The organism is Mesorhizobium japonicum MAFF 303099 (genome assembly GCF_000009625.1).
GTDB lineage: Bacteria > Pseudomonadota > Alphaproteobacteria > Rhizobiales > Rhizobiaceae > Mesorhizobium > Mesorhizobium japonicum.
This window is the reverse complement of the sequence record NC_002678.2, coordinates 1,919,015-1,944,607: the sequence shown is the minus strand read 5'-3', so window position 1 is coordinate 1,944,607 and position 25,593 is coordinate 1,919,015. Positions and strand designations below refer to the sequence as shown.

General features: G+C 60.4%; 21 protein-coding genes. 10 read left to right on the top strand and 11 right to left on the bottom strand.

What is annotated here, in order from left to right:
- Positions 1 to 392: 392 nt before the first annotated feature.
- On the bottom strand, positions 393 to 650 hold the full coding sequence (locus tag MAFF_RS10510; RefSeq protein ID WP_010910884.1) for a hypothetical protein: 258 nt from the start codon (positions 648 to 650) through the stop codon (positions 393 to 395).
- Positions 651 to 878: 228 nt separating this feature from the next.
- Here MAFF_RS10510 and MAFF_RS10505 point away from each other — a divergent pair, with 228 nt between their 5' ends.
- From MAFF_RS10505 to MAFF_RS10485, 5 genes are all read left to right on the top strand, one after another.
- Positions 879 to 1,346, top strand: coding sequence for an Hsp20 family protein (locus tag MAFF_RS10505; protein ID WP_010910883.1), 468 nt, complete (start codon positions 879 to 881; stop codon positions 1,344 to 1,346).
- A gap of 81 nt (positions 1,347 to 1,427) precedes the next feature.
- The gene (locus MAFF_RS10500; protein WP_010910882.1) at positions 1,428 to 1,937 is read left to right on the top strand and encodes an Hsp20/alpha crystallin family protein; all 510 of its coding nucleotides are present in this window, start codon (positions 1,428 to 1,430) and stop codon (positions 1,935 to 1,937) included.
- Between the two features lie 139 nt (positions 1,938 to 2,076).
- Positions 2,077 to 2,376: a DUF982 domain-containing protein gene (locus MAFF_RS10495; protein WP_044548229.1), complete on the top strand. Its 300-nt coding sequence runs from the start codon at positions 2,077 to 2,079 to the stop codon at positions 2,374 to 2,376.
- A gap of 508 nt (positions 2,377 to 2,884) precedes the next feature.
- The gene (locus MAFF_RS10490; protein WP_044550789.1) at positions 2,885 to 8,599 is read left to right on the top strand and encodes a HAMP domain-containing protein; all 5,715 of its coding nucleotides are present in this window, start codon (positions 2,885 to 2,887) and stop codon (positions 8,597 to 8,599) included.
- A gap of 57 nt (positions 8,600 to 8,656) precedes the next feature.
- Complete coding sequence (locus MAFF_RS10485; protein ID WP_244420769.1) at positions 8,657 to 10,681, top strand: response regulator; 2,025 nt, start codon at positions 8,657 to 8,659, stop codon at positions 10,679 to 10,681.
- An 89-nt stretch (positions 10,682 to 10,770) separates the two neighbouring features.
- Here the strand turns inward: MAFF_RS10485 and MAFF_RS10480 are convergent, their stop codons facing one another.
- From MAFF_RS10480 to MAFF_RS10470, 4 genes are all read right to left on the bottom strand, one after another.
- On the bottom strand, positions 10,771 to 11,565 hold the full coding sequence (locus tag MAFF_RS10480) for an HdeD family acid-resistance protein (RefSeq protein ID WP_244420768.1): 795 nt from the start codon (positions 11,563 to 11,565) through the stop codon (positions 10,771 to 10,773).
- 76 nt (positions 11,566 to 11,641) lie between these two features.
- Positions 11,642 to 11,884: a hypothetical protein gene (locus MAFF_RS39060; RefSeq protein WP_157865967.1), complete on the bottom strand. Its 243-nt coding sequence runs from the start codon at positions 11,882 to 11,884 to the stop codon at positions 11,642 to 11,644.
- Between the two features lie 69 nt (positions 11,885 to 11,953).
- A complete protein-coding gene (locus MAFF_RS10475; RefSeq protein WP_010910878.1) occupies positions 11,954 to 12,382 on the bottom strand; it encodes a transporter in 429 nt (142 codons plus the stop codon).
- 403 nt (positions 12,383 to 12,785) lie between these two features.
- A complete protein-coding gene (locus tag MAFF_RS10470; RefSeq protein WP_010910877.1) occupies positions 12,786 to 13,085 on the bottom strand; it encodes a DUF1236 domain-containing protein in 300 nt (99 codons plus the stop codon).
- A 310-nt stretch (positions 13,086 to 13,395) separates the two neighbouring features.
- On the opposite strand from MAFF_RS10470, the gene MAFF_RS10465 reads away from it, so the two are divergent.
- Positions 13,396 to 13,614, top strand: coding sequence for a hypothetical protein (locus MAFF_RS10465; protein WP_032933655.1), 219 nt, complete (start codon positions 13,396 to 13,398; stop codon positions 13,612 to 13,614).
- A gap of 338 nt (positions 13,615 to 13,952) precedes the next feature.
- Positions 13,953 to 14,882 (top strand): YihY/virulence factor BrkB family protein, encoded by a 930-nt coding sequence (locus MAFF_RS10460; RefSeq protein ID WP_244420767.1) that lies wholly within the window; start codon positions 13,953 to 13,955, stop codon positions 14,880 to 14,882.
- Between the two features lie 130 nt (positions 14,883 to 15,012).
- On the opposite strand, the gene MAFF_RS10455 is transcribed toward MAFF_RS10460, so the two are convergent.
- Together MAFF_RS10455 and MAFF_RS10450 are read right to left on the bottom strand one after the other, a co-directional pair.
- On the bottom strand, positions 15,013 to 16,008 hold the full coding sequence (locus MAFF_RS10455; RefSeq protein WP_044548228.1) for a L,D-transpeptidase family protein: 996 nt from the start codon (positions 16,006 to 16,008) through the stop codon (positions 15,013 to 15,015).
- A gap of 173 nt (positions 16,009 to 16,181) precedes the next feature.
- Positions 16,182 to 16,616, bottom strand: coding sequence for a hypothetical protein (locus tag MAFF_RS10450; RefSeq protein WP_010910874.1), 435 nt, complete (start codon positions 16,614 to 16,616; stop codon positions 16,182 to 16,184).
- A gap of 757 nt (positions 16,617 to 17,373) precedes the next feature.
- Here MAFF_RS10450 and MAFF_RS10445 point away from each other — a divergent pair.
- Together MAFF_RS10445 and MAFF_RS10440 are read left to right on the top strand one after the other, a co-directional pair.
- The gene (locus MAFF_RS10445) at positions 17,374 to 18,387 is read left to right on the top strand and encodes an OmpA family protein (RefSeq protein ID WP_244420766.1); all 1,014 of its coding nucleotides are present in this window, start codon (positions 17,374 to 17,376) and stop codon (positions 18,385 to 18,387) included.
- A 7-nt stretch (positions 18,388 to 18,394) separates the two neighbouring features.
- On the top strand, positions 18,395 to 19,633 hold the full coding sequence (locus tag MAFF_RS10440; protein ID WP_244420765.1) for a caspase family protein: 1,239 nt from the start codon (positions 18,395 to 18,397) through the stop codon (positions 19,631 to 19,633).
- 53 nt (positions 19,634 to 19,686) lie between these two features.
- On the opposite strand, the gene MAFF_RS10435 is transcribed toward MAFF_RS10440, so the two are convergent.
- Positions 19,687 to 20,223: a DUF6931 family protein gene (locus tag MAFF_RS10435; RefSeq protein ID WP_156315148.1), complete on the bottom strand. Its 537-nt coding sequence runs from the start codon at positions 20,221 to 20,223 to the stop codon at positions 19,687 to 19,689.
- Positions 20,224 to 20,398: 175 nt separating this feature from the next.
- Here MAFF_RS10435 and MAFF_RS10430 point away from each other — a divergent pair, with 175 nt between their 5' ends.
- The gene (locus tag MAFF_RS10430; RefSeq protein ID WP_044548227.1) at positions 20,399 to 20,938 is read left to right on the top strand and encodes an OmpA family protein; all 540 of its coding nucleotides are present in this window, start codon (positions 20,399 to 20,401) and stop codon (positions 20,936 to 20,938) included.
- Positions 20,939 to 21,016: 78 nt separating this feature from the next.
- Here MAFF_RS10430 and MAFF_RS10425 read toward each other — a convergent pair whose 3' ends face one another.
- The 3 genes from MAFF_RS10425 to MAFF_RS10415 form a co-directional block, all read right to left on the bottom strand.
- Positions 21,017 to 22,345, bottom strand: coding sequence for a caspase family protein (locus MAFF_RS10425; protein ID WP_010910869.1), 1,329 nt, complete (start codon positions 22,343 to 22,345; stop codon positions 21,017 to 21,019).
- 310 nt (positions 22,346 to 22,655) lie between these two features.
- The gene (locus MAFF_RS10420) at positions 22,656 to 25,094 is read right to left on the bottom strand and encodes a M23 family metallopeptidase (RefSeq protein WP_010910868.1); all 2,439 of its coding nucleotides are present in this window, start codon (positions 25,092 to 25,094) and stop codon (positions 22,656 to 22,658) included.
- A complete protein-coding gene (locus MAFF_RS10415) occupies positions 25,091 to 25,591 on the bottom strand; it encodes a DUF1036 domain-containing protein (RefSeq protein WP_010910867.1) in 501 nt (166 codons plus the stop codon). The genes MAFF_RS10420 and MAFF_RS10415 overlap by 4 nt, the downstream gene beginning before the upstream one ends.
- Positions 25,592 to 25,593: the final 2 nt, after the last annotated feature.

Below are 25,593 nucleotides of genomic sequence, written 5' to 3'. Positions count from 1 at the left end.
GATCGTTGCCCGATACCTCGCGCTGCGGCGAAGCGGTTGACTGTGTGCCAAAGCTGCCCCCGACCAAGGATTAGTAGCTGGTCTTGCGATCGTGCTTGCTGCTGAAGTGCCAGCCGGATCGAGGCAGGCCACTGCTACAGCACGGCAGGGCGACGGATGGCCGCTCTGGCCTACTCCTGGGCGGCCCACACTGTCGGCCAATAGTCGTCTTCGCAGTCTTTCAGGAATAAGGGCTCGAAGCTGGCAAGACACTTGCAGCGACGGCCTCGCGAACTGTCATGCCAACGACACACCGTTGTCGGGCGAGGCCGTCCAAATCTGCGAGCATCCTCAAGACCTTAAACGGCGCGCTTGGAATCGTTGGAATAGCGTGGCGATCCATGCATCTCTGATCAACTACCGACGCCCGGATGCGCCCGGGCCGGATCTGCCACGTCGCCTTCGTCATCGGGCTCGATCAGGTCGATTAGCGCTGCTACCCGTGTTCCCGGCAGCGGTCGCCCCTGGCTCATCAGCGCCTCGTCACCAAAGGCCCAGGCCCACGCCTCTCTCAATTCCTCGAGCGAGGCACCGGACGCGATGATCTCAGCAATCGTCACGTCGTCTACAGGCCCAAGGACCGAGACAACGTCTTGGCGTGTCATAGTCATCCTTTTCCTCCGTTCGAAATATCAGCGAAGCAGATGGGTATTCGATGGAGCGCTTGCCACCAGCCATTCGAAGGCGGTCGCGAAACTGCCTTGGCGTCCCTCTTGACGCTGCGGAAGTCAATTCCCAACTCATTCTCGTCGGTCGCCGCATAAGGGGCCGATGTGTCAGGGAGCGCCATGCTTCTTGGCGTTCCCTCGTATCTATGTTGCTCCAAGGAGGATGTAGTTATGAGAACGAACCTGGACCTTTCCCCCTTCTATCGGTCGAGCATCGGCTTTGACCGCATCTTCAACCTGCTCGAAAACGCCAGCCCACCACAGAACGCGGACAACTGGCCGCCCTACGATATCGCCAAGCTCGGCGAAGACACCTACCGCATTGTCCTCGCGGTCGCCGGTTTCGGGGAAGACGAGCTTACGATCACGCAGGAGCCAAATATGCTCGTGATCGAGGGCGCCAAGACAGAGAACGACGAGGTTCAGTACCTCCATCATGGCCTGGCGTTGAGGTCGTTCGCGCGCCGCTTCGAACTAGCCGATCATGTGACCATTGTCGGGGCAAAGCTCGAAAACGGTCTGCTGATTATCGACCTCAGGAAAGAAATTCCCGAGGAGATGAAGCCGCGCCGCATCGCGATCAATGTCGAGAACGACAAGAAGGCGGCGTCCAAGCGCATTGAAAGCGCGGCGGCCTGATCTTTGGCGGTCGGCCTGCACCCCGTCCTGTCGTGGCTGGGGACCGGATGCGACCCAAAAACACGGAAAGGAGAAGGACAAATGAGCGTACGTGACTTGATTCCCTGGAGCCGTGGCGGCGGCCCGGCACCGAGCATTTATCGCGGTGACGACATGGATCCGTTCCTGTCGTTGCACCGCAATGTCAACCGGCTATTCGACGAGGTGTTCCGCGGTTTTGACACGCCTTCGGTGCTGGGCCGCATGGCCCCTCTCAACGGCACTTGGCCAGGCGTGGAGTTCTCGGAAACCGATGAGGAAATCCGGCTGACGGCCGAAATCCCTGGCCTCGATGAAAACGACGTCGAGGTCATGCTGGATGATGGTGTTCTGACGCTTCGCGGCGAGAAGAAGGCTGAGACCGAGGACAAGGACCGCCAGTTCAGCGAACGCTATTATGGGCGTTTTGAGCGGCGCTTTGGTCTCGGTCGTGAGGTTGAAGACGACAAGGTGGCGGCGACGTTCAAGAACGGCGTGCTCACCGTGACGCTGCCGAAGACCAAAAGGGCGCAGGCAAACGCCAAGCGCATTGCAATCAACGGCAACAAATGACGGTCGCGAAGGAAGGTCGGGGCTCGACGAGCCCCGGCCCTCGCAGATAGCGAGGATGGTCAAATGACGTCCAACAGCCTCAAACGAAAGAGCCGTCATGGGATGCTGAATCAACCTTGCAACCCCAGGGAGGTAACAAATGACCGGTCTGGCTTTCCCTGCCCCTGTGCAGGTTAAGACCAGTGGCGTGAGACACGACATCAACTCGGTGCGGGAGGCGCTGGTATTCTTGAATCAATGGCCGAAGGGCCGTCGGGGACCGGTATACAGCTGCGCGGTGAGGAGCTGCAACGCCGCAATCGCCGGGCAGATGACAACCGAACAGGCGCGACAGGCATTTGTCAGCTTTGCCAGGATAGCTGGGGTGCTGGCCAGATCCGATTTTTCGCCATTGGCCGGGGCTGATCAAAAGCTGTCCGTTTCTGGGCGCAGTCTCTGACTTTCAGTTCAGGACTTCCCTAGGGCGCGCATATGCCAGTGAAATTGGACAGGAGCAGGTCGACAGCGGAACCACTCGGAACCATACGGAAAGATTTCTGATTTTGGACCACGAAAAAGCCGACAAAATCAATGATCTTAATATGTCCTCCGGGCCCCACCATAACCATTGATTCTATTGTGAAAAGTGACATCGGCCCAAAACGTTTTGGGCCTATTGTGGGCACGGCGCCGGCTGATTGCCTGCCCACCACGCCCACCGGGCGCCCGTTTAGGACGACATTCGCGGTAAATGTGAGCCGGCCGCCGCGCCATCAGAACAGGTCCTCGATCTCGGTGACGCTGCAGCATGGGATGTGAGCGGCACTGCCGCCGCCTCGGAACCAATCGACCAATTCCACGTTTTGAGCCTTGCGGTGGATTGTATACGTCGCCGCAAGGGGGCCGGGGATTTCATCAGGCAATCAGTTCTTTCACAAAACCGCTAGGCTGGGAGTGGCACTGTGAGTGTGCAGGCATCAAGAGCGCAATTAGACCCTCGACAAATTCTCAATTCACTAAAGGCTTTCCGACGAGGCGACTTCTCCGTTCGCATCGACAACGTCTACGAGGGAATTGATTCAGACATCGCCGACACCTTCAATCAGATCGTCGAATTGAACGATCAGGTGACGCGCGAGTTCGAACGCCTGAGCAGGGTGGTCGGCAAAGATGGCAGGATCGGTGAGCGCGGCCACGTCCGCAATGCTACCGGCAGCTGGGAATCGAGCGTCCGGTCAGTCAACGACCTTATCGAAGACATGGTCCAACCGACGGCCGAGGTGGCCCGCGTCATCGGCGCGGTTGCCAAGGGGGATCTTTCCCAAACCATGATGGTTGAAATCGATGGCCGCCCGCTGCGCGGGGAGTTTCTGCGCATCGGCAAGATCGTCAACACCATGGTCGGGCAATTGGCCTCCTTTGCGTCGGAGGTGACACGTGTCGCTCGCGAAGTCGGCACGGAAGGAAAACTTGGCGGACAGGCTCGAGTGAAGGGCGTCGCCGGCACCTGGAAGGACCTTACCGACAACGTCAATGCGATGGCCACCAATCTGACCGGCCAGGTCCGCAACATCGCCGAAGTCACCACAGCGGTCGCTTCCGGCGACTTGTCGAAGAAGATCACGGTCGACGTGAAGGGGGAGATCCTCGAACTCAAGAACACCATCAACACGATGGTCGACCAGCTCAATTCTTTCGCATCGGAAGTGACACGCGTCGCACGGGAGGTCGGCACTGAAGGCAAGCTCGGCGGCCAGGCGCGCGTCGAGGGAGTCGGCGGCACCTGGAAGGATCTGACCGACAACGTGAACCTGATGGCGGAAAACCTGACCGGTCAGGTCCGCAACATCGCCGAGGTGACAACTGCGGTGGCGTTGGGCGATCTTTCGAAGAAGATCACCGTCGACGTGAAGGGCGAAATCCTCGAGCTGAAGAACACCATCAACACAATGGTCGATCAGCTGAATTCTTTCGCTTCGGAAGTCACGCGTGTGGCGCGCGAAGTCGGCACCGAGGGAAAGCTTGGCGGTCAGGCTCAAGTGCGTGGCGTTGCCGGAACATGGAAAGACTTGACCGACAACGTCAACTCTATGGCGGAGAACCTGACGGGCCAGGTTCGCAACATTGCTGAGGTGACGACTGCGGTCGCCTCTGGCGATCTGTCGAAGAAGATCACGGTTGCGGTGCAAGGCGAAATTCTCGAGCTCAAGGACACCATCAACACGATGGTGGATCAGCTGAACTCGTTCGCTTCAGAAGTCACGCGCGTGGCGCGCGAGGTCGGCACGGAAGGCAAGCTTGGCGGCCAGGCAGAGGTGAGAGGTGTCGGCGGCACCTGGAAGGACTTGACGGACAACGTCAATCTGATGGCGGCCAACCTGACCGGACAGGTCCGCAACATCGCGGAGGTGACCACGGCCGTCGCCCGAGGCGACCTTTCGAAAAAGATCACCGTCGACGTCAAAGGCGAAATCCTGGAACTCAAGGACACCGTCAACACGATGGTCGACCAGCTGAACTCCTTCGCCTCCGAAGTCACACGCGTGGCGCGTGAGGTTGGTTCGGAAGGCAAGCTTGGCGGACAGGCACATGTGGAAGGTGTCGGCGGCACTTGGAAAGACCTCACCGACAACGTCAACGCGATGGCTGGCAATTTGACGGTGCAGTTGCGTGACGTGTCGAAAGTGGCGACGGCGATCGCGACGGGCGATCTGACCCAGAAGATCACCGTCGATGCTTTGGGCGAGATTTTGCAGATCAAGGACGTGATCAACACGATGGTTGATCAGCTGAACTCTTTTGCCTCGGAGGTGACGCGTGTGGCGCGCGAGGTCGGTTCCGACGGCAAGCTCGGCGGCCAGGCTCAGGTGCGCGGTGTGGCCGGCACCTGGAAAGACCTGACTGACAATGTGAACGCTATGGCGGCGAACCTCACGGGTCAGGTTCGAAACATCGCGGAAGTGACCACCGCCGTCGCGCTGGGTGACCTTTCGAAGAAAATCACCGTGGACGTGAAGGGTGAAATTCTCGAGCTCAAATCCACCATCAACACCATGGTCGACCAGTTGAATTCCTTTGCGGGCGAGGTGACGCGTGTCGCGCGCGAAGTCGGAACGGAGGGAAAGCTCGGCGGCCAGGCTCAGGTCCGCGGTGTGGCCGGCACCTGGAAGGACCTGACCGACAATGTGAATTCCATGGCCGAGAACCTGACAGGCCAGGTTCGCAACATTGCCGAGGTGACGACCGCCGTTGCGCGTGGTGATCTTTCGAAGAAGATCACGGTGGACGTGAAGGGCGAAATCCTGGAGCTCAAGTCCACCATCAATACCATGGTGGACCAATTGAATTCATTCGCCGGCGAGGTGACACGCGTCGCGCGTGAAGTCGGCACCGAGGGCAAGCTTGGTGGGCAGGCGCAAGTCCGCGGCGTTGCCGGAACGTGGAAGGATTTGACCGACAACGTCAATCTGATGGCCACCAATCTGACCAATCAGGTGCGGGGCATTGCCGACGTTGTGACCGCCGTCGCGCAAGGCAATTTAAAGCGCAAGCTGACGGTGGACGCAAAGGGCGAAATCGCGTCTCTCGCCGACACCATCAATGGGATGATCGAAACCCTCGCCACCTTCGCTGACCAGGTGACCAACGTTGCGCGCGAAGTGGGCATAGAGGGCAAACTAGGAGGCCAGGCACGCGTGCCCGGTGCTGCCGGTCTCTGGCGCGACCTGACGGACAACGTCAATCAGCTGGCCGCCAATCTGACGACCCAGGTGCGCGCAATCGCCGAAGTCTCGACCGCCGTGACGAAGGGCGATCTGACGCGCTCGATCAGCGTCGAGGCCTCCGGTGAGGTCGCCGCGCTGAAGGACAACATCAACGAGATGATCCGCAACCTCAAGGATCAGACACTTAAGAACGCGGAGCAGGATTGGCTGAAGACCAATCTCGCGCGCTTCTCGCGTATGCTGCAGGGCGAGCGCGATCTGGCTACGGTGTCGCGTCTTATCATGTCTGAGCTCGCTCCTCTGGTGAACGCGCAGTACGGGGTCTTTTACGTGACCAACCGCGATGAGGAGGAGTCCTATCTGGAGCTGGCGGCGTCCTATGGCGCCGAGAGCAAGGCTGCCATAAAGCAACGCCTCGATCTGCGCGAAGGCCTGGTCGGCCAGAGTGCCGCCGACAAGCGGGCCATCATGCTTGACGATGTCCCGCCGGACTTTCTGCGGATAACGTCGGGTCTCGGTGGTGCCTCGCCGGCAAACGTCATCATTCTTCCCGCCCTGTTCGAAGACGAGGTGAAGGCCGTCATCGAGCTCGCATCGTTCAGCGAGTTTCGCGACACGCACCAATCGTTTCTCAATCAGCTGATGGAATCCGTTGGCATCGTTCTGAACACGATCGCGGCGACGATGCGGACCGAAGGCCTGCTCAAGCAGTCGCAGCTGCTGACGTCCGAATTGCAGGCGCGTCAGACCGAGCTCACCAAGAAGCAGGAAGAACTGCACGCCACCAACGAAGAGCTGCAGGAAAAGGCTCAGCTTCTCGAGAACGAGAAGAAACAGGTTGAAAACAAAAATCTGGAAATCGAGATGGCGCGAAGGGCACTGGAGGAGAAGGCTGAGCAACTGGCGCTTACCTCTAAATACAAATCCGAGTTTCTCGCCAATATGAGCCACGAGCTCCGGACGCCGCTCAATTCGCTGCTCATCCTGTCCAACCTGCTTGCAGCCAACCAACAGGGTAATCTCAACGAAAAACAGGTCGAGTTTGCGCGCACCATCAATTCCGCTGGAACGGACCTTCTCAGCCTCATCAACGATATTCTCGATTTGTCGAAGATCGAATCCGGTACGGTCTCGATCGACATCAACGATATGCCCGTGGCGCATCTCAGACAGCATATGGACCGGACGTTCCGCCAGCTTGCTGCCGACAAGGGGCTTGGCTTTACCATCAACGTCGATCCCGAACTGCCTGAGACCGTGCGCACCGATGAGAAACGCCTGCAGCAGATCGTGCTCAATCTGCTTTCGAATGCCTTCAAGTTCACATCTGCGGGCGAAGTCCGCCTGGATTTCCGGGTCGAAAAGACTGGGCGCCGTAACGGCGCGAGACAGCCGAAGAGAGCCTTGGCCATTGCCGTGACCGACACAGGCATAGGCATTCCGGAGGACAAGCAGAAGCTGATCTTCGAGGCCTTCCAGCAGGCCGACGGCACCACCAGCCGCAAGTATGGCGGCACCGGACTTGGCCTCTCGATCAGTCGCGAGATCGCGCGCCTGCTGGGTGGCGAGCTAAGGGTCGAAAGCACCCCAGGCAAAGGATCTACATTTACGCTCATGATTCCCCTGGATGGTCCAAGGGTCGCCATGACGACCCAGCCGGAGTTGCTTCCGGCTGCGGAGGCAATCGGCACGGCCGGATCGCCCAGCGGTTTGCCGTCAGCGGAATTGATGGACGATCGCGATGCCATATCACCGGAGGACAGGGTCGTTCTGATTGTCGAGGACGACCCGACCTTTGGCGGTCTGCTCCTTGGCCTGGCGCGATCGGCCGGGCTGAAGGGCGTGCTGTCGACCGCGGGCTCCGGTACTTTGGCCTTGGCTCGCAAGCTGGTGCCTGACGCCATCACCCTGGACCTGGGGCTTTCCGACATCGACGGCTGGGTGCTGTTCGATCTGCTGCGCCATGATCCCAAGACCAGCGGCATTCCGGTTCACGTGATTTCCGGTGCCGAAGACATCGATGATCTGGCCAGCAAGGGCGCATCGAGCATCTCGACCAAGCCCGTGTCGTCCGACGAACTGATGAACGTGTTTCAGGACATCCATTCGAGGAAGCTTCGCATTCAGCGTCGGGTCCTGGTCGCCGACCCCGATCCGGAGCGTCGCCTGTCCTTGGTCGAAGCGATCCGTGATGGCGTCACCTCGGTCACTGCTATCGGTCGTGTTGCGGCTAACGCGGATGATATCGAGCTCGCCTCGTATGATGCGGTTGTGCTCGGCTTCGGAAGGTCGGCCAAGGACAATGCGCAGGCGCTGGATGAACTTGCCAGTCAATCCGCGGGCGCTTTGCCGCCGCTTCTGTTCTTTGCTCCACACTCGGAGGCAATCGAGCAAGTGCTGACATTGAATCCGGCCTGGGCGGATGTCCCGCGGGCCGAGAATTTCGCTCAATTGGCTCTGCATATTTCCGCAACGCTTCCCGGCGGAGCACGCCAAGACAGTGGAAGAGAGACTGGAGAAGCCGACAAATCCAATCTTGCCGGCGCCAAGGTTCTCATCGTCGATGACGACATCCGCAACATCTACTCGCTGACCAGCGTCCTTGAGACTTACGACATCGAAGTCATGCACGCCGAACGTGGCCGGGAAGGAATCGCATTGCTGGAACAGGTGCCGGACGTGGATGCGGCCTTAATCGACATCATGATGCCGGAGATGGATGGCTATGAGACAATGCGGCAGATCCGCAACACGCCTGCCATTGCCCACATCCCGCTGATATCCGTAACCGCCAAGGCAATGAAAGGCGACCGGCAGAAATGCCTGGACGCCGGTGCTTCCGACTACATCGCCAAGCCGGTCGATCTCGATCTTTTGCTGGCGCTGCTTCGGGTCTGGATCGGACGCTCTCGGGCGAGGGTCGAGACTTCGGAAAAGCTGCTCTCGTCAGTAAACTGAGGGTGTCCGATGCAAAGACCATCGCGGATACGTTCGAAGAAATTGGAAATCGCTCAATTGGCCGACGGCCCGGCAAAGGCTCGCGTGCTCGCAGTCGATGATGACGAACGCAATCTGTTGGCGATTCAAGAGGTCTTGGCCCCAATTGCGGAAATCGTCGCCGTGCGATCCGGCGAGGAGGCCCTGCGCTGCCTGTTGAAGCAGGATTTCGCTGTTATTTTGCTGGACGTGTTGATGCCGGGCCTCGACGGCTACGAGACGGCCGGACTGATCCGCCAGCGCGAACAGTCGAAGCGCACGCCTCTGATCTTCCTCACGGCCATCAACAAGGAAGATGCCCATATGCTGCGCGGCTACGATGCGGGCGCGGTGGACTATGTGTTCAAGCCGTTCGACCCAGTCATGCTGCGCTCCAAAGTGGCTGTATTCGTCGAGCTTCACGAAAAGACGCTCGAAATCCAGCGCAAGGCGATTGCTGAGCAAGCGTTGCTGGCAAAGGCCCTGCAGGCCGAGAAAGAAAAGCTCGAGGCCGAGCGGTCGCTACGCAGCGCGGAGGAACGTCAGGAAGCCATTCTTGGCTCCTTGCCCGTCTGCTTTCACGCCAGAGCAGCCGAGCCGCCCTTTGCGGCCCGCTTTGTCACCAAGGGTGTCGAACGCTTGACGGGATTTCCACCGGAGCGACTGACGTCCGATCCGCGCTTTGGCCTGAGCCGTGTCCATCCTGATGACCTGCCAAGGGTGCGGGAAGCATTGCTGGCCGCAAAGGCTACAGGATCGTACACGTGCGAGTTCCGCTGGCAATGCGCTGATGGCAAATACCGCATCTTTCTGGACCAGGGCATCCTGTCGAAAAGTGTTGACGGTCGCCGACCCGAAATCTTGGGTACGTTGCTCGACGTGACCGAGCGGCGTGAACTCGAAGATCAGCTTCTTCAATCGCAACGCCTCGACGCAATCGGCAAGCTCACGGGAGGGTTGGCGCATGACTTCAACAATCTGCTTGCCGCAATACTCAGTGGACTGGGATTGCTTGAGCGGCACGCAACGCTCGACGATCAGGCGAGACAGGTCGTTGACCTAACCCGGCGCTCGGCGAAACAAGGCGCGGAACTCGTCAGCCGCATGCTGGCCTTTTCGCGGCGTCAGAATCTGAAGCCGGCAGCTGTCCATCTCGCGACCTTGGGCGACACGATGAACGGGTTGGTGGCTCCGGTGCTGGGAGGGCTGATCCGCTTTGAATGGAAAATCGACAATTCCGTTTGGCTCGCACACGTCGATGTCGGCCAACTGGAACTGGCTTTGATGAATTTGGTCTTCAATGCACGTGACGCCATGCCGTCGGGCGGAACAATTACAGTGCATGCGCAAAATCGGGTGATTGAAATCGCATCCGAAGATCTGCCGCCGGGCGACTATGTGGTTGTCACTGTCAAAGACACCGGTGCTGGCATCCCACAGGACATTCTGGCCAAGGTGGTCGAACCCTTTTTCACGACAAAGCCCGTCGGCAAGGGTACGGGCTTGGGCCTGAGTACGGTCTACGGGTTCATAAAGCAGTCCGGCGGCTCGCTGCGCATAGACAGTGCGGTTGGTCGCGGAACTGCGATGGAATTGTGGTTGCCCCGTTCGATCGAGCAGCGGGCGGCCGGCGATGTCGCTGAACGCGAGGCAGAGCCGATCGATGCGGGCAAGGAACTCCCGTCGATTCTTTTGATCGACGACAGCAGCGTGTTGCGGCAACTGACCGCGCAATCACTCCAGCAACGTGGTTTCGTTGTGACCTGCGCAGCTGGGAGCGCCGAAGCGCTGGCAATAATCGAACGGGCGCCACATGAATTCGACGTGATTGTCACTGACTTCGCCATGCCACTCGTTTCCGGGGTGGAAGTCATTCGCTTTGCGCGCAATCTCCGTTCCGATTGGCCGGCGATAATCATAACCGGATACGCCGATGCGGACTCGATTGCCGATCGACCATCGGATGTCCCGCTGCTTAACAAGCCGTTCCGCGAAAAGGATCTCATCGAGAGCATCTTCCACGTGATCGCCCACGCCAGCGCGAAGGCAATCAAGACAGGATAGCGCAGCCGATTGGAAATCGTACACGACTTCGGACTCGCCTTGCATGTGATTGCTCGGGGAAACCGCGTTGCGCTCAAGCCCGCAAGCGTTCAACTCTTCCGCACATGCCAGGCCAGGTAAGCAATCGCCGCGCCAACGCTAATCAGCTCTATCCCCAACAGCAGTCCGATCAGGCACACGGCTGTCACGGGGATCCTGACCCACAGCGTCACGGAAAGAAGAATCCCGATCAGCCCACTCCCCAAGACCCAGCCCCAGTTGGGGAAGGGGCGGATGGTGAGGGCGAAAACGACCTTCGCGATACCCTCGATCATGAAGAACACGATCAGCAGCAAGGTGATGGTCAGCAGTCCGTTTCCAGGATGGCGCAGAAAGAGAAGACCAATCAGCAGAGCAAGGATGACGGAGATGAGTTGCAGCCAGAAATGAGGCACGTGGCCCGCGCCGATCAGGCTTATGCCTTGTAGGCCTCCGCTGACAATCAGCACCCACCCGAGCAAGCTCACCACAGCAATCGACGAGATCATCGGAAAGGTCACTGCCAGAACTCCGGCTGCGACCAGCAGCACGCCCTCTACCAAATACCAAAGTGAGTACCGCTTGAGAGTCTGCCGCATTGCCTCGCGAAAGACGTCTGCTGCGGCATCCAACGAGATCGACCTGCTCTGCCTCCAAAAACCGTCTGTGTCTACGACGGCCTCAAGCTGGGCCGCATGCGCTTTCGCGATTTTCAGGAGAGTTACCGCCGTCTCTTGGGCTGTCCATCCGCGAGCTTGTGACGATGCGAGCAGTTCCTCGAACGCAGGCTCCAATGCAACCTCACAGTTGACCTCCCGATCGGGGCTGTCCTCTGGCAGGATTGGGGGTTCAACCTTCTGGGACATGCAAATGAAGTGCATCGCGGACAAAAGGTTCCGACGCGCCTCGATGATTGATCATGATTCTGAAAATGCGGCCGGCTCATTCACCCGTGAGCGCCGCCAGCGGTGGTTTAATGCCTTCCGACGCCTGAAATGGCGTTTCGTTTACGGCGCCAGCTTCGGGTACGCGCAAGCCCTTCGAACTTTTTGTCTCGCGTCTAAAGCGATATTGCAGGCGCCGATGGAAGAAATCAGGGTATCGGAACGCGTTCAGCGCGGGATCGATGCGTGCCGAGTGGCACGACATAGAGGTCAAGCTCGTTGGCCTCAAAAACCACTTCATTGGCGTTCTCGGCTAGAACCAGCACGTTTCGCAGTGTTCAAGCGTACTTTGCCTGCAGGCTTGCCCGCGCTACGTCCTAGCTTGCGTCGACTTCGGCGAGCGCAGCAGGAGCGCCAGTGGCACAAGCAGCGCGGTGGCGATCGCCGAATAGCGAAAGACGTCGACACAGGCGAGCAGCGTCGCCTGGCGACCGACAAGCTGCGCGACCCAGCCGACCGCCTGCGCCTTTGCCTGAACGGCCGGCGAGCCCTGCGCTGGGAAATATTCGCCGACCTGGCCAAGGGTCTGCTGATAGGTCGATGACGACTGCACGGTGTTGGCGACGAGGTTCGATTGATGCATCTGCGCGTTCTGAGCGATCACGGTATTGGTGAGCGACACGCCGATGCTGCCGCCAATGTTGCGGGCGAGGTTGATCAGGGCGGAAGCCTGGTCGGTTTTTGAAGGCGGCAGGCCAAGATATGCTGCCGTCGAGATCGGAATGAACAGGAAGGGCAAAAACGCTTGGCAGTTTCAAAAGCGATGGCTGCGGAGCATAGGTGCGGATTGGCTACCTGGAGAAGCTCGCGATTTTCGAGAGGCACCTCCGAAACAGCGATCGTGGATTTTTCAACCGCGGCCCAAGCGCAAACCGCCAGGCCTAAACGTTACACGGGTCGGACTTTTGCGCATTGGATGATGAGCACGACGCGATCCCGCATTGCCAAAGTTATCGAGTGCTGGGATCAACCAGCATAGATGAACGAGCGGCAAGGGGCTGGTTGCGAAAACATGGGTGATCGCCACCTGAAAAAAGCGGCAACCCAGGAATTCCGGCGATAAAGAAAAGCCCGCACCAGTAGGGACTGGAACGGGCCTTGAGGCGGCAGGTCAACGGTGTGTCGCTTCGCTTCGCCTCACCTCATTCGATGATTTTGACGACCTTGTGTGTGCCTGGATCCACGATGACCGTCCGGTTGTCGATGACCGTATACCGGTATTTCACATTGGGAACTTCATGAAGCTCGACCGTATTGGGAAGTGCCGTTCCGACGTTGAGCTCCACGCCAGGAAGCTTCACCGATGCCAGTGGCTGTTTCTTCACGTATTCCTTGATGACCGTTTCCTGCTCTGGCTGGATGACCACGGTATCGGCTGCGGCCGCGCCCATCCCGGCGAGCAGCAAAAAGCCTGCTGCGGCGGCGGAAAGATGCACTCTCATATTTTTCTCCCTATTTGGGTTTCGACTTGGCTGGCTAAGTCAGCAAGAGACCGGCCAAAAGGACCGTAAGGATTAGCGAGGCGGGGACCGCAAGCAGCCACCTGGCTTCGAGAACGCTGTTGTTCCTATCATCCATTGCCACTGCCTTCGCTCCTTTGGGACCTGGGGCGAAACGAGCGTTGAAAGTGATCGTTCCGGGATGAGACCACAGTCCCTGCCGGAGGTCCGACTTAGGTCCGATTGCCTTTTTGCAAAGTGTTGGGCTCCATTGCGCCTGCAAAAACCCTGGATCGGGGTGAAGTGTGGCTCGATGTCGAAGCAATACCTCAATCATAAGCTGGAATGCCCATACTGCCTTACCATCAGGCTGAGAATTCCGGCCGACGCGAGTCCACAGACCCAGATTTTTTGTGATGATTGTGGTGAGTATCTGGGAACTTGGGATGAACTGCAGACCGACTTCGAGAAGCAAGGTGGTCAGACCGGGATATTTCGCCTCGACAAGGGCCGCATCAAGCGGATCGAATAGCGTCAAGTCGAGTCTAGCCGCGGGTGCTTTCGCCCAGTCGTTCCTGCTGTTTCGATAGCAGGCCGGGCAGCGAGCTACACCAGGCTTTGGCAAAAGCTCTCCGATCGGTAAGCGCCTACCCACGGCGTGGGAAAATTCCCTGCCAGGCCCCGAAGCACCGGTCCCGAATCCATGTGAGCGGACCGATCGGAACATTGGGGGGGCCGGCGCATTCCTAGGGCGCCACTGCAAAAAGCTTACGGACGCAAATGCGACCCTCGATCAGAGATGTGTGGGGTTTGGTGAGGGAAAGCATAGTCGGCTTCATCAACGACAATGCTCTCAGTCATGGGGCCGCGATGGCTTTTTACGCCACCACCTCCTTGGCTCCGATTTTGTTGATTGTGGTCGCTATTGCAGGTCTCGTTTTCGGTCATGATGCCGCGGAATTGGCATTATCGGCCCAGATTTCAGGGCTGATGGGACCAGAAAGTGCAGATTTGCTCAAGACCGCTCTTCAGAGCGCATCAAGCAGATTGTCCGGAACCTGGGCCGCTGCGATCGGGATCGTCACGTTGCTGGTGGCTGCATCGGGCGTCTTTGGCGAAATGCAGCAATCGCTGAACATGATCTGGAAGGTTGAACCTCAGGGCAGTTCGTTGTCGCGTCTGGTCCGGGCTCGTGTGGCAAGTCTGGGTTTGGTCGCAGCGCTCGGTTTCCTACTCCTCGTGTCTCTGGTTGCGAGCGCAGCGATCTCCGCGCTGGGAAACACCATCAACGCCCATCTGCCGTTTGGCACAATCGTTCTCGGCATGATCAACGCTGTCGTCTCGTTCGCGCTGATCTCCGTCATGTTCGCCGCAATCTACAAAGTCTTGCCTGATCGGACCCTTGCATGGGGGGATGTCGGGCTTGGTGCTGTTCTGACCGCACTGCTGTTCACCCTGGGGAAATCGCTTATCGGCTGGTATATCGGCACCAGCGCGGTCGCCTCCTCATATGGAGCTGCCGGTGGACTGCTCGTCATCCTACTTTGGGTCTACTATACATCCGAAATTTTTCTCCTTGGCGCCGAATTCACTCGCGCATATTCCATTCGACACGGCAGCAGGTCGGATCTGGAAGCACTGGCTCAAAATCCTTTACCCGCAAAACATTTGCCGTTTGGCAGAGAGCAAAATTCCTCCTTCGCGGGCGTGATCACGCTGTTGGCGGTGGCGTGCGCGAGCGCAACGATGACCGCTCTTGTATTCGGTCTTCGACGTCCCCAAGCCGATAAGGACAGCTGATGCCGGCCGGTCTGGCGCAGAACTCCACGTGTTTGACGAGCCGTCGAGGGTGTCGGGGACCATTTGACGGAAATGGTCCTCTGGATATCGATTTCGGCAGGCCTTTCCCTGAGCGAGGTGGAGTGACCAGCTACTCGCCGCCCGCGTTCGCCATCTCGTCCTTGAAGCTGACTTTTGTACCTTTTTGCACCATGGAGGCGAGGTCCTCGGCATCCCAGTTGGTCAACCTGATGCAGCCATGCGAGAAGGTCGTGCCGATCTTGCCCGGTTCGGGCGTGCCGTGAATACCGTAGCTCTCGATGGACAGATCGATCCAGACCGATCCCACGGGATTGTTCGGTCCGGCCGCAATCGTGAACGGCCGTTTGGCTTTGACCCCCTTGAAAGCGAAGCGCGGATCGTAGTGATAGGTGGGATTGCGCACGACGCGTTTGACCTCCGCCTCGCCGCCCGGCGCCGGCTTCTCGGCACTGCCGATGGAAGCGGGAAAGACCGCGAGCCATTTACCGGATGGATCAAGAACGCGCACCAGGCGTGCGCCCTTGTCGACCTCGATGCCGGCAATCGTGGCAGGAGAATCCCCCCGGTCAATATCCGGAACCAGCAACTTAGTGCCGGCCTTCCTGAAGCCGATGCCCGGATTGAGCCTCCTGAGCAATTGCTCGCTTATGTGGAAGCGCTCGGCCAGCTTCTCCGTGACGTTGTGATAGCCGAGCCTCTGCAGGCGGGCCATCCTCTCCATGCGCGCCGGAATGCGCTTCGTGAAGGGTCCGCTCACATCCTTGCGCGTCAGTTCGTAGCTAATCAAGACTGGTTTGGTGGAGGTTGCCGTCAGCCAGTCCCAGGTTTCCCGCGTGAGCGTCCCATCGGAGGGCAATCCGTTCGCGGTCTGAAAGGCCCTGATGGCCTTTGCGACGTTCTCTGAGAAGCGGCCCTCGACCAAGCCTGGCGAGAAGCGGGCGCGATCCAAAAGTATCTGCGCTTTCAGGATAGCCGGGCTGAAGCCTTTCGATCTTTCGGCTGAGAATTGCGCTTGATTGACAGTGGCGAGGTCCAGCTTGGCCGCCGCTGCTCCGCCGCAAGTGAGGGCAAGCGCCGTAGCCACGACGAGAAGGAGCCTGACCATCGATGCACTCCACCAGAGCCTGTTTCTATGACGCAGCAAGGCCGATATTGTTGACCGGCCCCACTCTAGGACCTGCTCCAAAAAAACCCGCAAGCCAGCGAGCGCCGCCTCGCCAGTAGCAATTTGCAGCTGCGGCGGCGGCGCTGCGTCTTCGCTGACCTAACGTTTGGCACTCAACCGTGCGCCAATATACTTCTCAGCCATGCAAGAACCTTGCTGCCTCCGAGCATCCTGCGCACCCTGCCGGCCGCCCAGTCGGCCCGCATCGTGGCACCGGCATGGCAACTGCAGACGATGTCGTGCAACTGCCAGTCTGACAGTTCGAAGAAGCGTTTGGCTTCGCCGTAAGTGTCCGATTTCAGGCCCGATGCACGCAGCAATGAATCATCGAAGGCAACCGTGATCGGCGACCCGGTTGCCCGTGCCTCTTCGCGGAGCCCGGAGTTGAGACGCTCGGTACCGGTGAGCGCGGTCAGGCAGCGCGACGGATTCATTTCGAGCAGTTCCGCCCACCGTTCGATCCGCTGCTCTCTGGTCATAAGCAGAGCCGGCGCCATCTGATTGATGTCGGCGATCGACTGCAGTTCCTCAAGTGTCTGATGTTTCATGACTAGCTCCTGTTCTTAGCTTTGTTCTTGGCTTTCAGCGGCGTCCGCAGCCTGTCATCTTCGACCTACGGTCTTCACCTCGACGTCCGAGAGCTCGCGACCAAGAGATCATGGGCGCGAGCCGCTCGGGTTGCTCAAGCGACCTTCAGCCGACACCACGCAGCGGCATATAAAGCGAAAGAACCGTCATCGATCTCTAATGTTCCAACGGCAGGGGCAGATTTCGTGCGGCCTGATCAACAAGGAGGCAGTGTGGTGGGCTGGGCATCAAAAAAACAGGCAATCGTCGCGACAATTCTATCCGGCGCTCTGGCTGTTAGCGGGTGCACAACGGCGACGCCCAGGGTCGAGCCGACCCGACGACAAAACACCAACACCGGGCGAGGGCCGTTCGCACGAAGACTGCACCGAAGATCATCAAGCACAAAAAGGTGGCGGCCACGACATTGATCGAGCCGGCCCAAACCGAGGCCCCGCCGGTCGTCGCTCCTTTGGGGGCGGCAGTTCCGGCGTTGGTAGCAACTGGTGACCGGCGATCAACAACAGGTAACTTCATACCCTGGCGTCGCGGCTACCATGGCCTGCCGTAACCGCTCGCCAAGCGAGGGCAAGTGCTCTATGCTCCCATCTCCTGCGGTATCGAGATAGGTTGTCCTGGCGGGGGCGTTCCATGTTCGAAGTCGTCGCATTCTGTCGAAAAGTGCGCGCGAAGGCCGGAGCCTTTAGTTTGGTCCTGGCCGCGCTGTTGGGCTTGCTGTTGCTCCAACCGCACGCCGCCAACGCCGCGCCGAACTGGACGCTCGATCCCGACGCCTCGGTGCTCACCTATCAGTCGGTCAAGAAGAACACGATCGTCGAGACCAACAAGATCAGGAATATCACCGGCACGCTGAGTTCCGCCGGTGACGCCAAGGTCAGCTTCGATCTCAATTCCGTCGACACGGGCGTCGACCTGCGCAATGTGCGCATGCGTTTCCTGTTCTTCGAAACATTCAAGTATCCGACGGCCGAGCTGACGGCGAAGGTCGACCCGGCCGCATTTGCCGACTTGCCGGCCAAACGCCGGATCAAGGCAAGCTTGCCGTTCCGGCTGAGCCTGCACGGCGTCGATAAGGATCTGGAGGCGAGCGTCGTCGTAACCATGATCAGCGACACTCAGGTCTCTGTCGCGTCGGAGGCCCCCGTCGCGGTGCATGTCGAGGATTTCGGCCTGCTGCCGAACGTCGACAAGCTGCAGCAGGCCGCCAATGTGACGAACATCGTGCCCACCGCCTCGGTGTCCTTCGACTTCGTCTTTATCGCTGACGGCAGCAAGCCGGCCGCGGTGCAGACAGTCGCTGCCGGCACCACCGGTGTCGGTCCCGTGGCCACTGACGCGGCGAAGGCCAATTTCAGCGACGAGGAGTGCCTCAATCGGTTTGCCGTGTTGTCGCGCACCGGCGCCATCTACTTTCGTCCGGCCAGCGCCCGGCTCGATGCCAAGAGCCGTCCGCTGCTCACCGAAGTTGAAGGTGTCGTCGGCAAATGCCCTACCTTGAAGGTGGAGGTCTCCGGCTACACGGACTCGGACGGCTCGCCCGAGGCCAACAAGGCGCTCTCCGAACGGCGCGCGCAGGCGGTTGCCGAAGCGTTGGTCGCCGGCGGCGTGCCGCGGCAGCAGATCAGTGCCGCCGGCCATGGCGAGGAGAACCCGGTTGCCGCCAATGACACGCCGAAGAACAAGGCGCTCAACCGGCGGATCGAATTCTCCGCCACGAAGCTCGCGAACTGAGGTCGGGGTGGGTTCCCGCACATTCGCGTTTTGCGCCGTCTTGCTTCGCGGCGCCGGCCTTGTCGCGCTTGTCCTGCTTTTGACTTTGACGGCCGCCAGTGCCGAGCGCCGTATCGCGCTGGTGCTCGGCAACTCGCAATATCAGCACGCCGCGCCGCTCGCCAATCCTGCACGCGATGCCCAGGCGATGGCCGAGCGCCTGCAGAACCTTGGTTTCGAGGTGGTCTCCGGCTTCGACCTCACCAAGCAGCAGACACAGGTCACGGTCGCCCAGTTCGCCAAGCAGGTGCGTGGCGCCGATGTGGCGCTTTTCTTCTATGCCGGCCATGGCCTGCAGGTTTCAGGCAAGAACTATCTGCTTCCAGTGGATGCCGCGCTCGAGGACGAGACCTCGCTCGACTTTGAGGCCGTGTCGGTCGATTTCATTTTGCGCCAGATGTCTCGCGAGACCAGCATAAGGCTGGTGTTTCTGGACGCGTGCCGGGACAATCCTCTGGCCGATGTGCTGGCTAAGACCGCCGGCATCAAGGGTGCCAGCAGCGGCCTTGCGGAAATTCCAATCGAGAATGGCGGCGCCGGAACGCTCGTCGCCTTTGCCGCCAGTCCCAACCAACTCGCCTATGACGGGTCCAGCGACCACTCGCCCTTCACGACGGCATTGCTTCAGCACATTGGGGAATCCAATGTTTCCATCACCGAAGCGATGAACAGGGTGACCAGCGACGTCTTCAAGGCTACCGCCGGCAAGCAACGCCCCTGGATCAATGTCTCCTTGACCACCGAGGTTGTCCTGCACAAGGTCGATCTCAACGCGCCGCTGATCGTCGGCGAGGCGAGCACTCCGCAAGCTGAAGCCGGATCCGGCACGCGCAACACCGGCGCTTCGCCAGGCCAGAATGCCGATCAGCTTGCGCTTGATACCCTGCGTGCGAAAATTCCGAAGCTGGCTACCGACGGTCCTATCCTTTTCGATCGTCCCGTCAAGTTCGGCGACCCGGCGATCGACGGCAAGAGCATCGCCCAACTGATCAAGGGCGAACCGCTTTTCAGTCCGGTGGAAGGACTCGACAAATCGGTCTGGGAAGGCAAGCACTGCGACAACTGCCACGAGTGGAATGAGGTCCGCCTTTGCGAGCAGGCGAAGAATTTCGCCGCCAACGACGTCTCGGTCCTGCGCCTGCAGCATCCGCTCGGCACCCGCTTCAAGGTCGCGCTGGCCAGATGGGCGCAAGGCGGCTGCAAATAATGCCGGCCTGAGGCCAGCAATGACGGATGGCGCGTAGCGATCGGCGAATGCCGTTACGCCTCCATCTCCGCCATCTGGATGCCCATTTCGACAAAGGCCGAAAGCACGGAAAACCGGTCCGCCAGCGAGGCACGGGCCAGCCCGGCCAGAATTCCGGCATTCACGGCATGGGCGGCAGGAAATCCGGTCGACACCATGTCGAGGGTCGGGTCGCGCCATACCGCTGCCAGAGCGATCCAGGCGGCCGGTGTCGCCGGCGGCAGGTCCAGGGAATTGCTCAGGACGGCTTGATGGTGGGGATTGTCAGGTTCGCCGACGCGGTCATGGACAAGCGCCAGCAATTCGAGATCCCGGTCCGCGAGGAGCTCGGCGAGATTGCTCAGGCACTCATGTCCCCACCAGACGGCGGCTCGCTCGGGCAGGAGGTAGGCACAGAACGTGACGGCTTCTTCCGGCACGCGCCCGGCAAGCAAGGCTCGGCAAAAATCAAGCGGCGGCTGGCCGGTGGCCAGCGATTTCATGTCCCTGGCGATGGCGGGACAAGCAAGAAACAGATCCCGTGCCGTTCTGTATCCGAGTTCATTGGCCATGGCTGCCACACCCCAAGAACCACCAGAACAGCACTCAAGCCTGTGGCTGAGCGCCGGTCAAGCGTCAGTCGTTGGCAGGTGGCGACCAGGGCGGCATGCGTTTGTTCACAGACAATCGCTTGCCGATTTGATATGATGCGCGCCAGCGAAATCCTCTTGGACAGGAGTGACGGTCATGCGATTGGGCAGTTCAGCCTTGGCATTGGCGGCCATGCTTCTTGCAACGCACGTCTTTGCCGATCCGCTTCAGAAATCCGAAGACATCGTGAAGTTCTTCGCCGGCCAGACCGGCAATCTGGGTGCCGCGCGCGGCATCTGCGTCGGCACGGAGGAAGAGTGCAAGAGCAAGGCCGAGAAGACTGGCTCGGCTGCACAAAAGACCGGTCTCGACATGATGATCAATTTCGCCCTTGATTCCGCGCAACTCGACCAGACGGCACGCGCCGAACTCGACGAGTTCGCCAAGGCGCTGAAAGACAATCGGTTGAGCACATTCAGCTTTGTCGTTGAAGGCCACACCGATGCAACCGGCCCGGATCGCTACAACCAGGACCTGTCGCAGCGGCGGGCCCAGTCGGTGGCGGCCTTCCTCGAAGCGAACGGCGTAGAATCGGTGCGGCTCGAAGCGATCGGCCTTGGCAAGTCGCACCCGCGGGTTGCCAATCCTTACGATCCGGTCAACCGGCGCGTGGAAATGCGCATCAGGACCGAGTAACGCCGACAGGCCGATCGTCAACAGCGATAGTGGCAAAAGGGAACTCGTCCAACGCGGGTTCCCTTTGACTGGCTGTGATCAATATCTCATCGCGCCGCCGATCACGACGCCGCTGCCGAAAATCAGCGCCTTGGTCAGGAAGTCATTGTTGTCTCTCCGTGGCGGTTCGTCGCGCATCACAATCTCCCGGTTGCGCCAGCGCTCGACGATCTGCTGTTTCCGCGGTTTCCGCCGCGCCACCGGTTTCAGCGTGCGGGTCTTCTGCACGACCTGTTTCTTCGGTGGTGCGGTGCGGACCTGGTCGGCGGCCGAGGTACGAACGGCCGGGCCGGGATTCGCGTTCGCATCGTTCGTGTCGAGCGCCGCGACCTGCTTGCCCGCCGTCGGGTCCTTCAACTGGCCGATGTCGAGCCTTGCCATCGTGGCGAAGCGGCCGTTCGGGAACTGGTCGAGATAGGCCTCGTAGTAGGGAATGGCACTCTTCTTCGAAGCCTCGTCCCAAAGGCGCTGCTCGACCTCCCAGGATGGCGGCTCGCTGGCGACCGGGGCGGGCGCTGCGGTCGTCTTGGCGGCGTCGGCCACCGGCGCCACGGCGGGTGGGGCTGTTTGTGCCGCGGGCTTGCCGAGGAAAACCTCGCGCCCAAGCGATGCGTTGTGCCACGGGCGCTGCCGGCCCTGCGTGGCGTCCGTCACGTCGCCGCGCACGCGCGTCAGCGCGCTCTGAATCTCGACGCCGGGTTCGGTCAGGTGCTTGGCCAACGCCAGAGAGTAGGGGCTGTCGACGCCGTCGCCGTCGAAAGCGATGGCGCCAGGATCCGTTGCGTAAGCGATTAAGACACCGCCGGTGCCGACGCCGTCTGCCTTTGCATCCACCGGCGCGAGGCCGGCGCCAAGCGAGCGGCTCTTGGGCAGCGCCGCGGCCAGGGTACGACCCAGCGGATTGTCGCGGCAGGCATCGAGAATGATGACGCCGACGGCGGGATCGGCAGGCAGCGCCGCCATGAATTCGTCGATCTGAACCGTGCGGGTCTTGAGATAGGCGGGCGAGGTCAGATCGGCATCGACCGGTATGAGATAGTTCTTGCCGTCGACCTGCATGCCGTGGCCGGCGTAGAAAATGACCGCGAGGTCGGCGTTGTAGGATTCTTCGGTGAATTTGCTGATCAGGCCATGCATGCCGGCATTGTCCTGGTCGACGCCTTCGATCACATCGAAGCCGGCGTTGCGCAGCGTCGACGCAATCAGGTGGGCATCGTTCGCCGGGTTGGGCAAGGCAACAGCGTTGACATATTTGCTGTTGCCGATGACCAGCGCGACACGCTTGCCCTCGGTTGTTGCGGCCTGGACGCCGAAGGCGGCAAGGATGGAAAGGACAAGTCCGCTCAAAAGGATGGCAAACAGTTTCATGGATCAGCCCTCCGGCCCATCGGGGCGCGCTATTGATCTCTGCGCATGCTCAGTTCGTCAGCGACAAAGTCGCTTCGGCCAAAAATGGCTCTCAGGCTTGTGTAGCCCCGGCGACAGCTTAGGTTCACCGGATGCACCCGGCCTCTGCAAATATTTGCCGATATGCCAGTGTCAAAACCGATCGAGCAGGCGATCGTGCCGCCTTTGAGCCGGGACGGTCACCGTTCTAATTCTTGTTTTGACGCGACTCCCAAGGGAAAGCGCTACGCGCTTATCCCCGGAAAACCGTTCACACTTTTCCTGGAATTGCTCAGCCCGGCTCAAGCGTCTCCTGGATTGAATTGAGCAGTGCGGTTATCGCCTGCTTGTATTTCTCGAACTCCGGCGACGTCTGCCGGACCTCGGTCGTGGTTGTCACCGGCTGGCTCTGATCGGTCACCACGCGCGGCGCTTTCTGCCCCATTTTCCGCTCGGCCCAATCGATGACGTAGCCGACGGTCTTGCCGGTCAGGAACGGGTTGGCCTGGATCACGGCTGCGCCCAGAACGGCGCTCAATTGCGACGAGCCGGACGCGGCCAGCACCTGGTGCGCTCCTTCCATGCCAAGGAAGTGGCAGAGATAAAGGCGCCCTGCCGTGATCTGGTGGCCGCGGGCGCGCAGATAGGCTTCCCCTTCGCGCGCCAGGTTGCGCACCATTTCGCGCGACAGCGTCGCGTCATAGCGAAGCGCGAGCAGGTCGGCGGTCGAAAGCGATCGGGCAAGGTCGGGACGATAGGTGTTCATCATCCGGATCCAGGTCTTGGTGATGAACTGGCCGGCGCCGGTTGCCGACGAGTTGGGGTTCTTGGCGCGGGCGCTGCCGCCGCTTTCGACATGGACGATCCGGTCGGTCAGCGTTTCGACCGCGGAATCGCCGGCCCCGCCGGAACTGACGGAAACGGCGGTGGCGACTGTGGTGACTGTCCCGAGCGGGTCGATCGCCTCGCCGTTCTCGTAGAGCTCGAAATGCAGATGCGGGCCGGTCGAAAGCCCCGTGGTGCCGATATAGCCAATGACGTCGCCGGCCTTCACTTTGGTACCGATGCCGCTGGCGATGGCGAATTTCTGCATATGCGCGTAGCGCGTCTCGCGGCCGTTGGCATGCGTGATCTTCACCAGATTGCCATAGCTGCCGCCATCGCCCTGGAAGGAAATCTCGCCGTCGAAAGCGGCCATGACCGGCGTCCCGACCGGAGCCGCCCAGTCGACGCCTTTGTGGATCCGAACCGTGCCGAGGATCGGATGCTTGCGCGGGCCGAAGGTCGACGTCATCACGCCTGCGACCGGCGTGACCATGCCGTTGGTGACGTTCAGCGAGCGAACCTGATCATCGCCGGTCACGCAGGCGTATTGGCCGTCGCTTTGCTGGAAGACGAAGCAGTCGAGGTTCTTGTCCTTGCCCAGGACGCCGACGTAAAGCACCCGTCCGGAGATCTCGCCCTGGTCGCGCGGCGTCTGCGAGTAGATCATCACCAGGCGCTGGTCCTCGCTGGCGAAAGCGTCGAGATCCTGTCCCCTCGACAGATACATGATCGCTTCGCCGATCACGCTGGTCGGCACCTTGTTGCGTGCCGCGGTCGAGTAGATTGCGTCGAGCAGCCGGTACTGCCGCTTGGGCCCGCCCTGGTCCGAGGCACCGGAATAGTTAAAGAGGTCCTCGCGAACCCAGGGGTCGACGCCCGAAACGAAGGCGCCAGCTGCGTTGCGCGTCAGCGTACCGACATAGACGTTCCTTGCGTAGACCGAGACCTGCATCAGCGACATCGTCGTCGTCTCTCGGTTCGGCCGGAAGCCGCGCATGGCGACCACGAAACCGGCCTCGAGCCCATCGCGCTTGAACAGCCCTTTCAGCGCCTCGCCCGCAAGCCTGGCGTCGTCCGCGGAGAAATGCGCGTCGAGCGCCACGCTATCCAGGCTGCGGTCGTTGAGGATCTTCACGAAAGTGTCCTCCGTCGCCGCGAAGCGCTGATATTCGCTGGTGACGGTCGCGACGGTGGTGTTGTTCTCGATCGCGGTCTTCTTGAAGGCGGGGAGCGCTGCCTCGCCCTGGTCGATGGTCTCACCCCAGCCGGCCTCGGGGTCGTCTGCGTCGGCTTTAGGCGCCGAACCGGCGGGGATTTCGCCCGCGTCCGGCGGCGCCTGCAGGTCGTTCGCCAGATCGCCCGGCTGGTCGTTGGGCGCCGCGGGAGCAGGTGCGGGCGAGGTCGGTTGCTGATCGTCTGGTGCAGCGGTTGAAGGCTTCGCAGCAGTCTGCCGCTGCGCCTTGAAGAAGGCAAAATCCTCCTGCGTCGACGGGATCGTCGTCATGAACTTCTCGCTGGCGCTCAGCATCACGTCGGACAGAATCTCGATCTGTGGCGAGGCCCCGGAACTGTCGAGTTCGGCTGGGCGCGCAACCGTGTGGCCCTTCGTGGCGGTGTCCGCATCGGGCGCAAGCGTGATCCACATCGGGTCACCGGCAAGGTCGATGATGGCCGGCACATAGACCGAGGCGTCGGGCGGCACGTCTTCCATGCCTTCGACGGGATGCAGTTCCTCATCCTCGTCGCCGAACGACCAGTTGTCCTTGGTAAGATAGAAGCCGGTGGCGATCGCTATGACGGTGAGCGTTGCAACGCCTGCAAGAGCGCGGCGCCAGAGTCTGCGTCTGCGCTCGGCCAGGCGCGCCAGCTTCTTCTGTTTGAAGCTCGTGTCGATGCTGTGCGTCACGGGCTGTTTCCGGTCAGGAAATAGGTCCAGCGCACCTGCTCCAGCGTATCGACCTCGACGAAACGCGCCGCGATATGACCGCGCTGCCAGCACTCCTCGATGCCACGGATGGAGAAGCGGCGCCGATCAACGCACATCTCGGTCGATCCGTTGAGGATTGCATGGCCGAACACGTCGGTCGCGTAGAGGTAGATGTAGCGGTTGGCCAGTTCCTCGCGGATGACGTTCACGCACTGGTTGGCGCCGATGGTCCACCAGCCGTCGGTCTGGTCGGCATTGTCGACCTTCTGTCCGACCGCGAGGTTGACGACGTCGAGCGTCTGGTTGCAGACGGTGAACTCGGCATGCGCGCTTTTGGTCGAGAAGATAACGAGCAGCGCCGCGCTGAACAGCGCGGAAAATGCCAAGCGGCCGGAGAGGTTCGCCAATAAGCGAAACCAGCTACGCTTTGTGCGTGACGAAGGCCGGCAAAATGAATGCGAGGGGCACAGGTCCATCG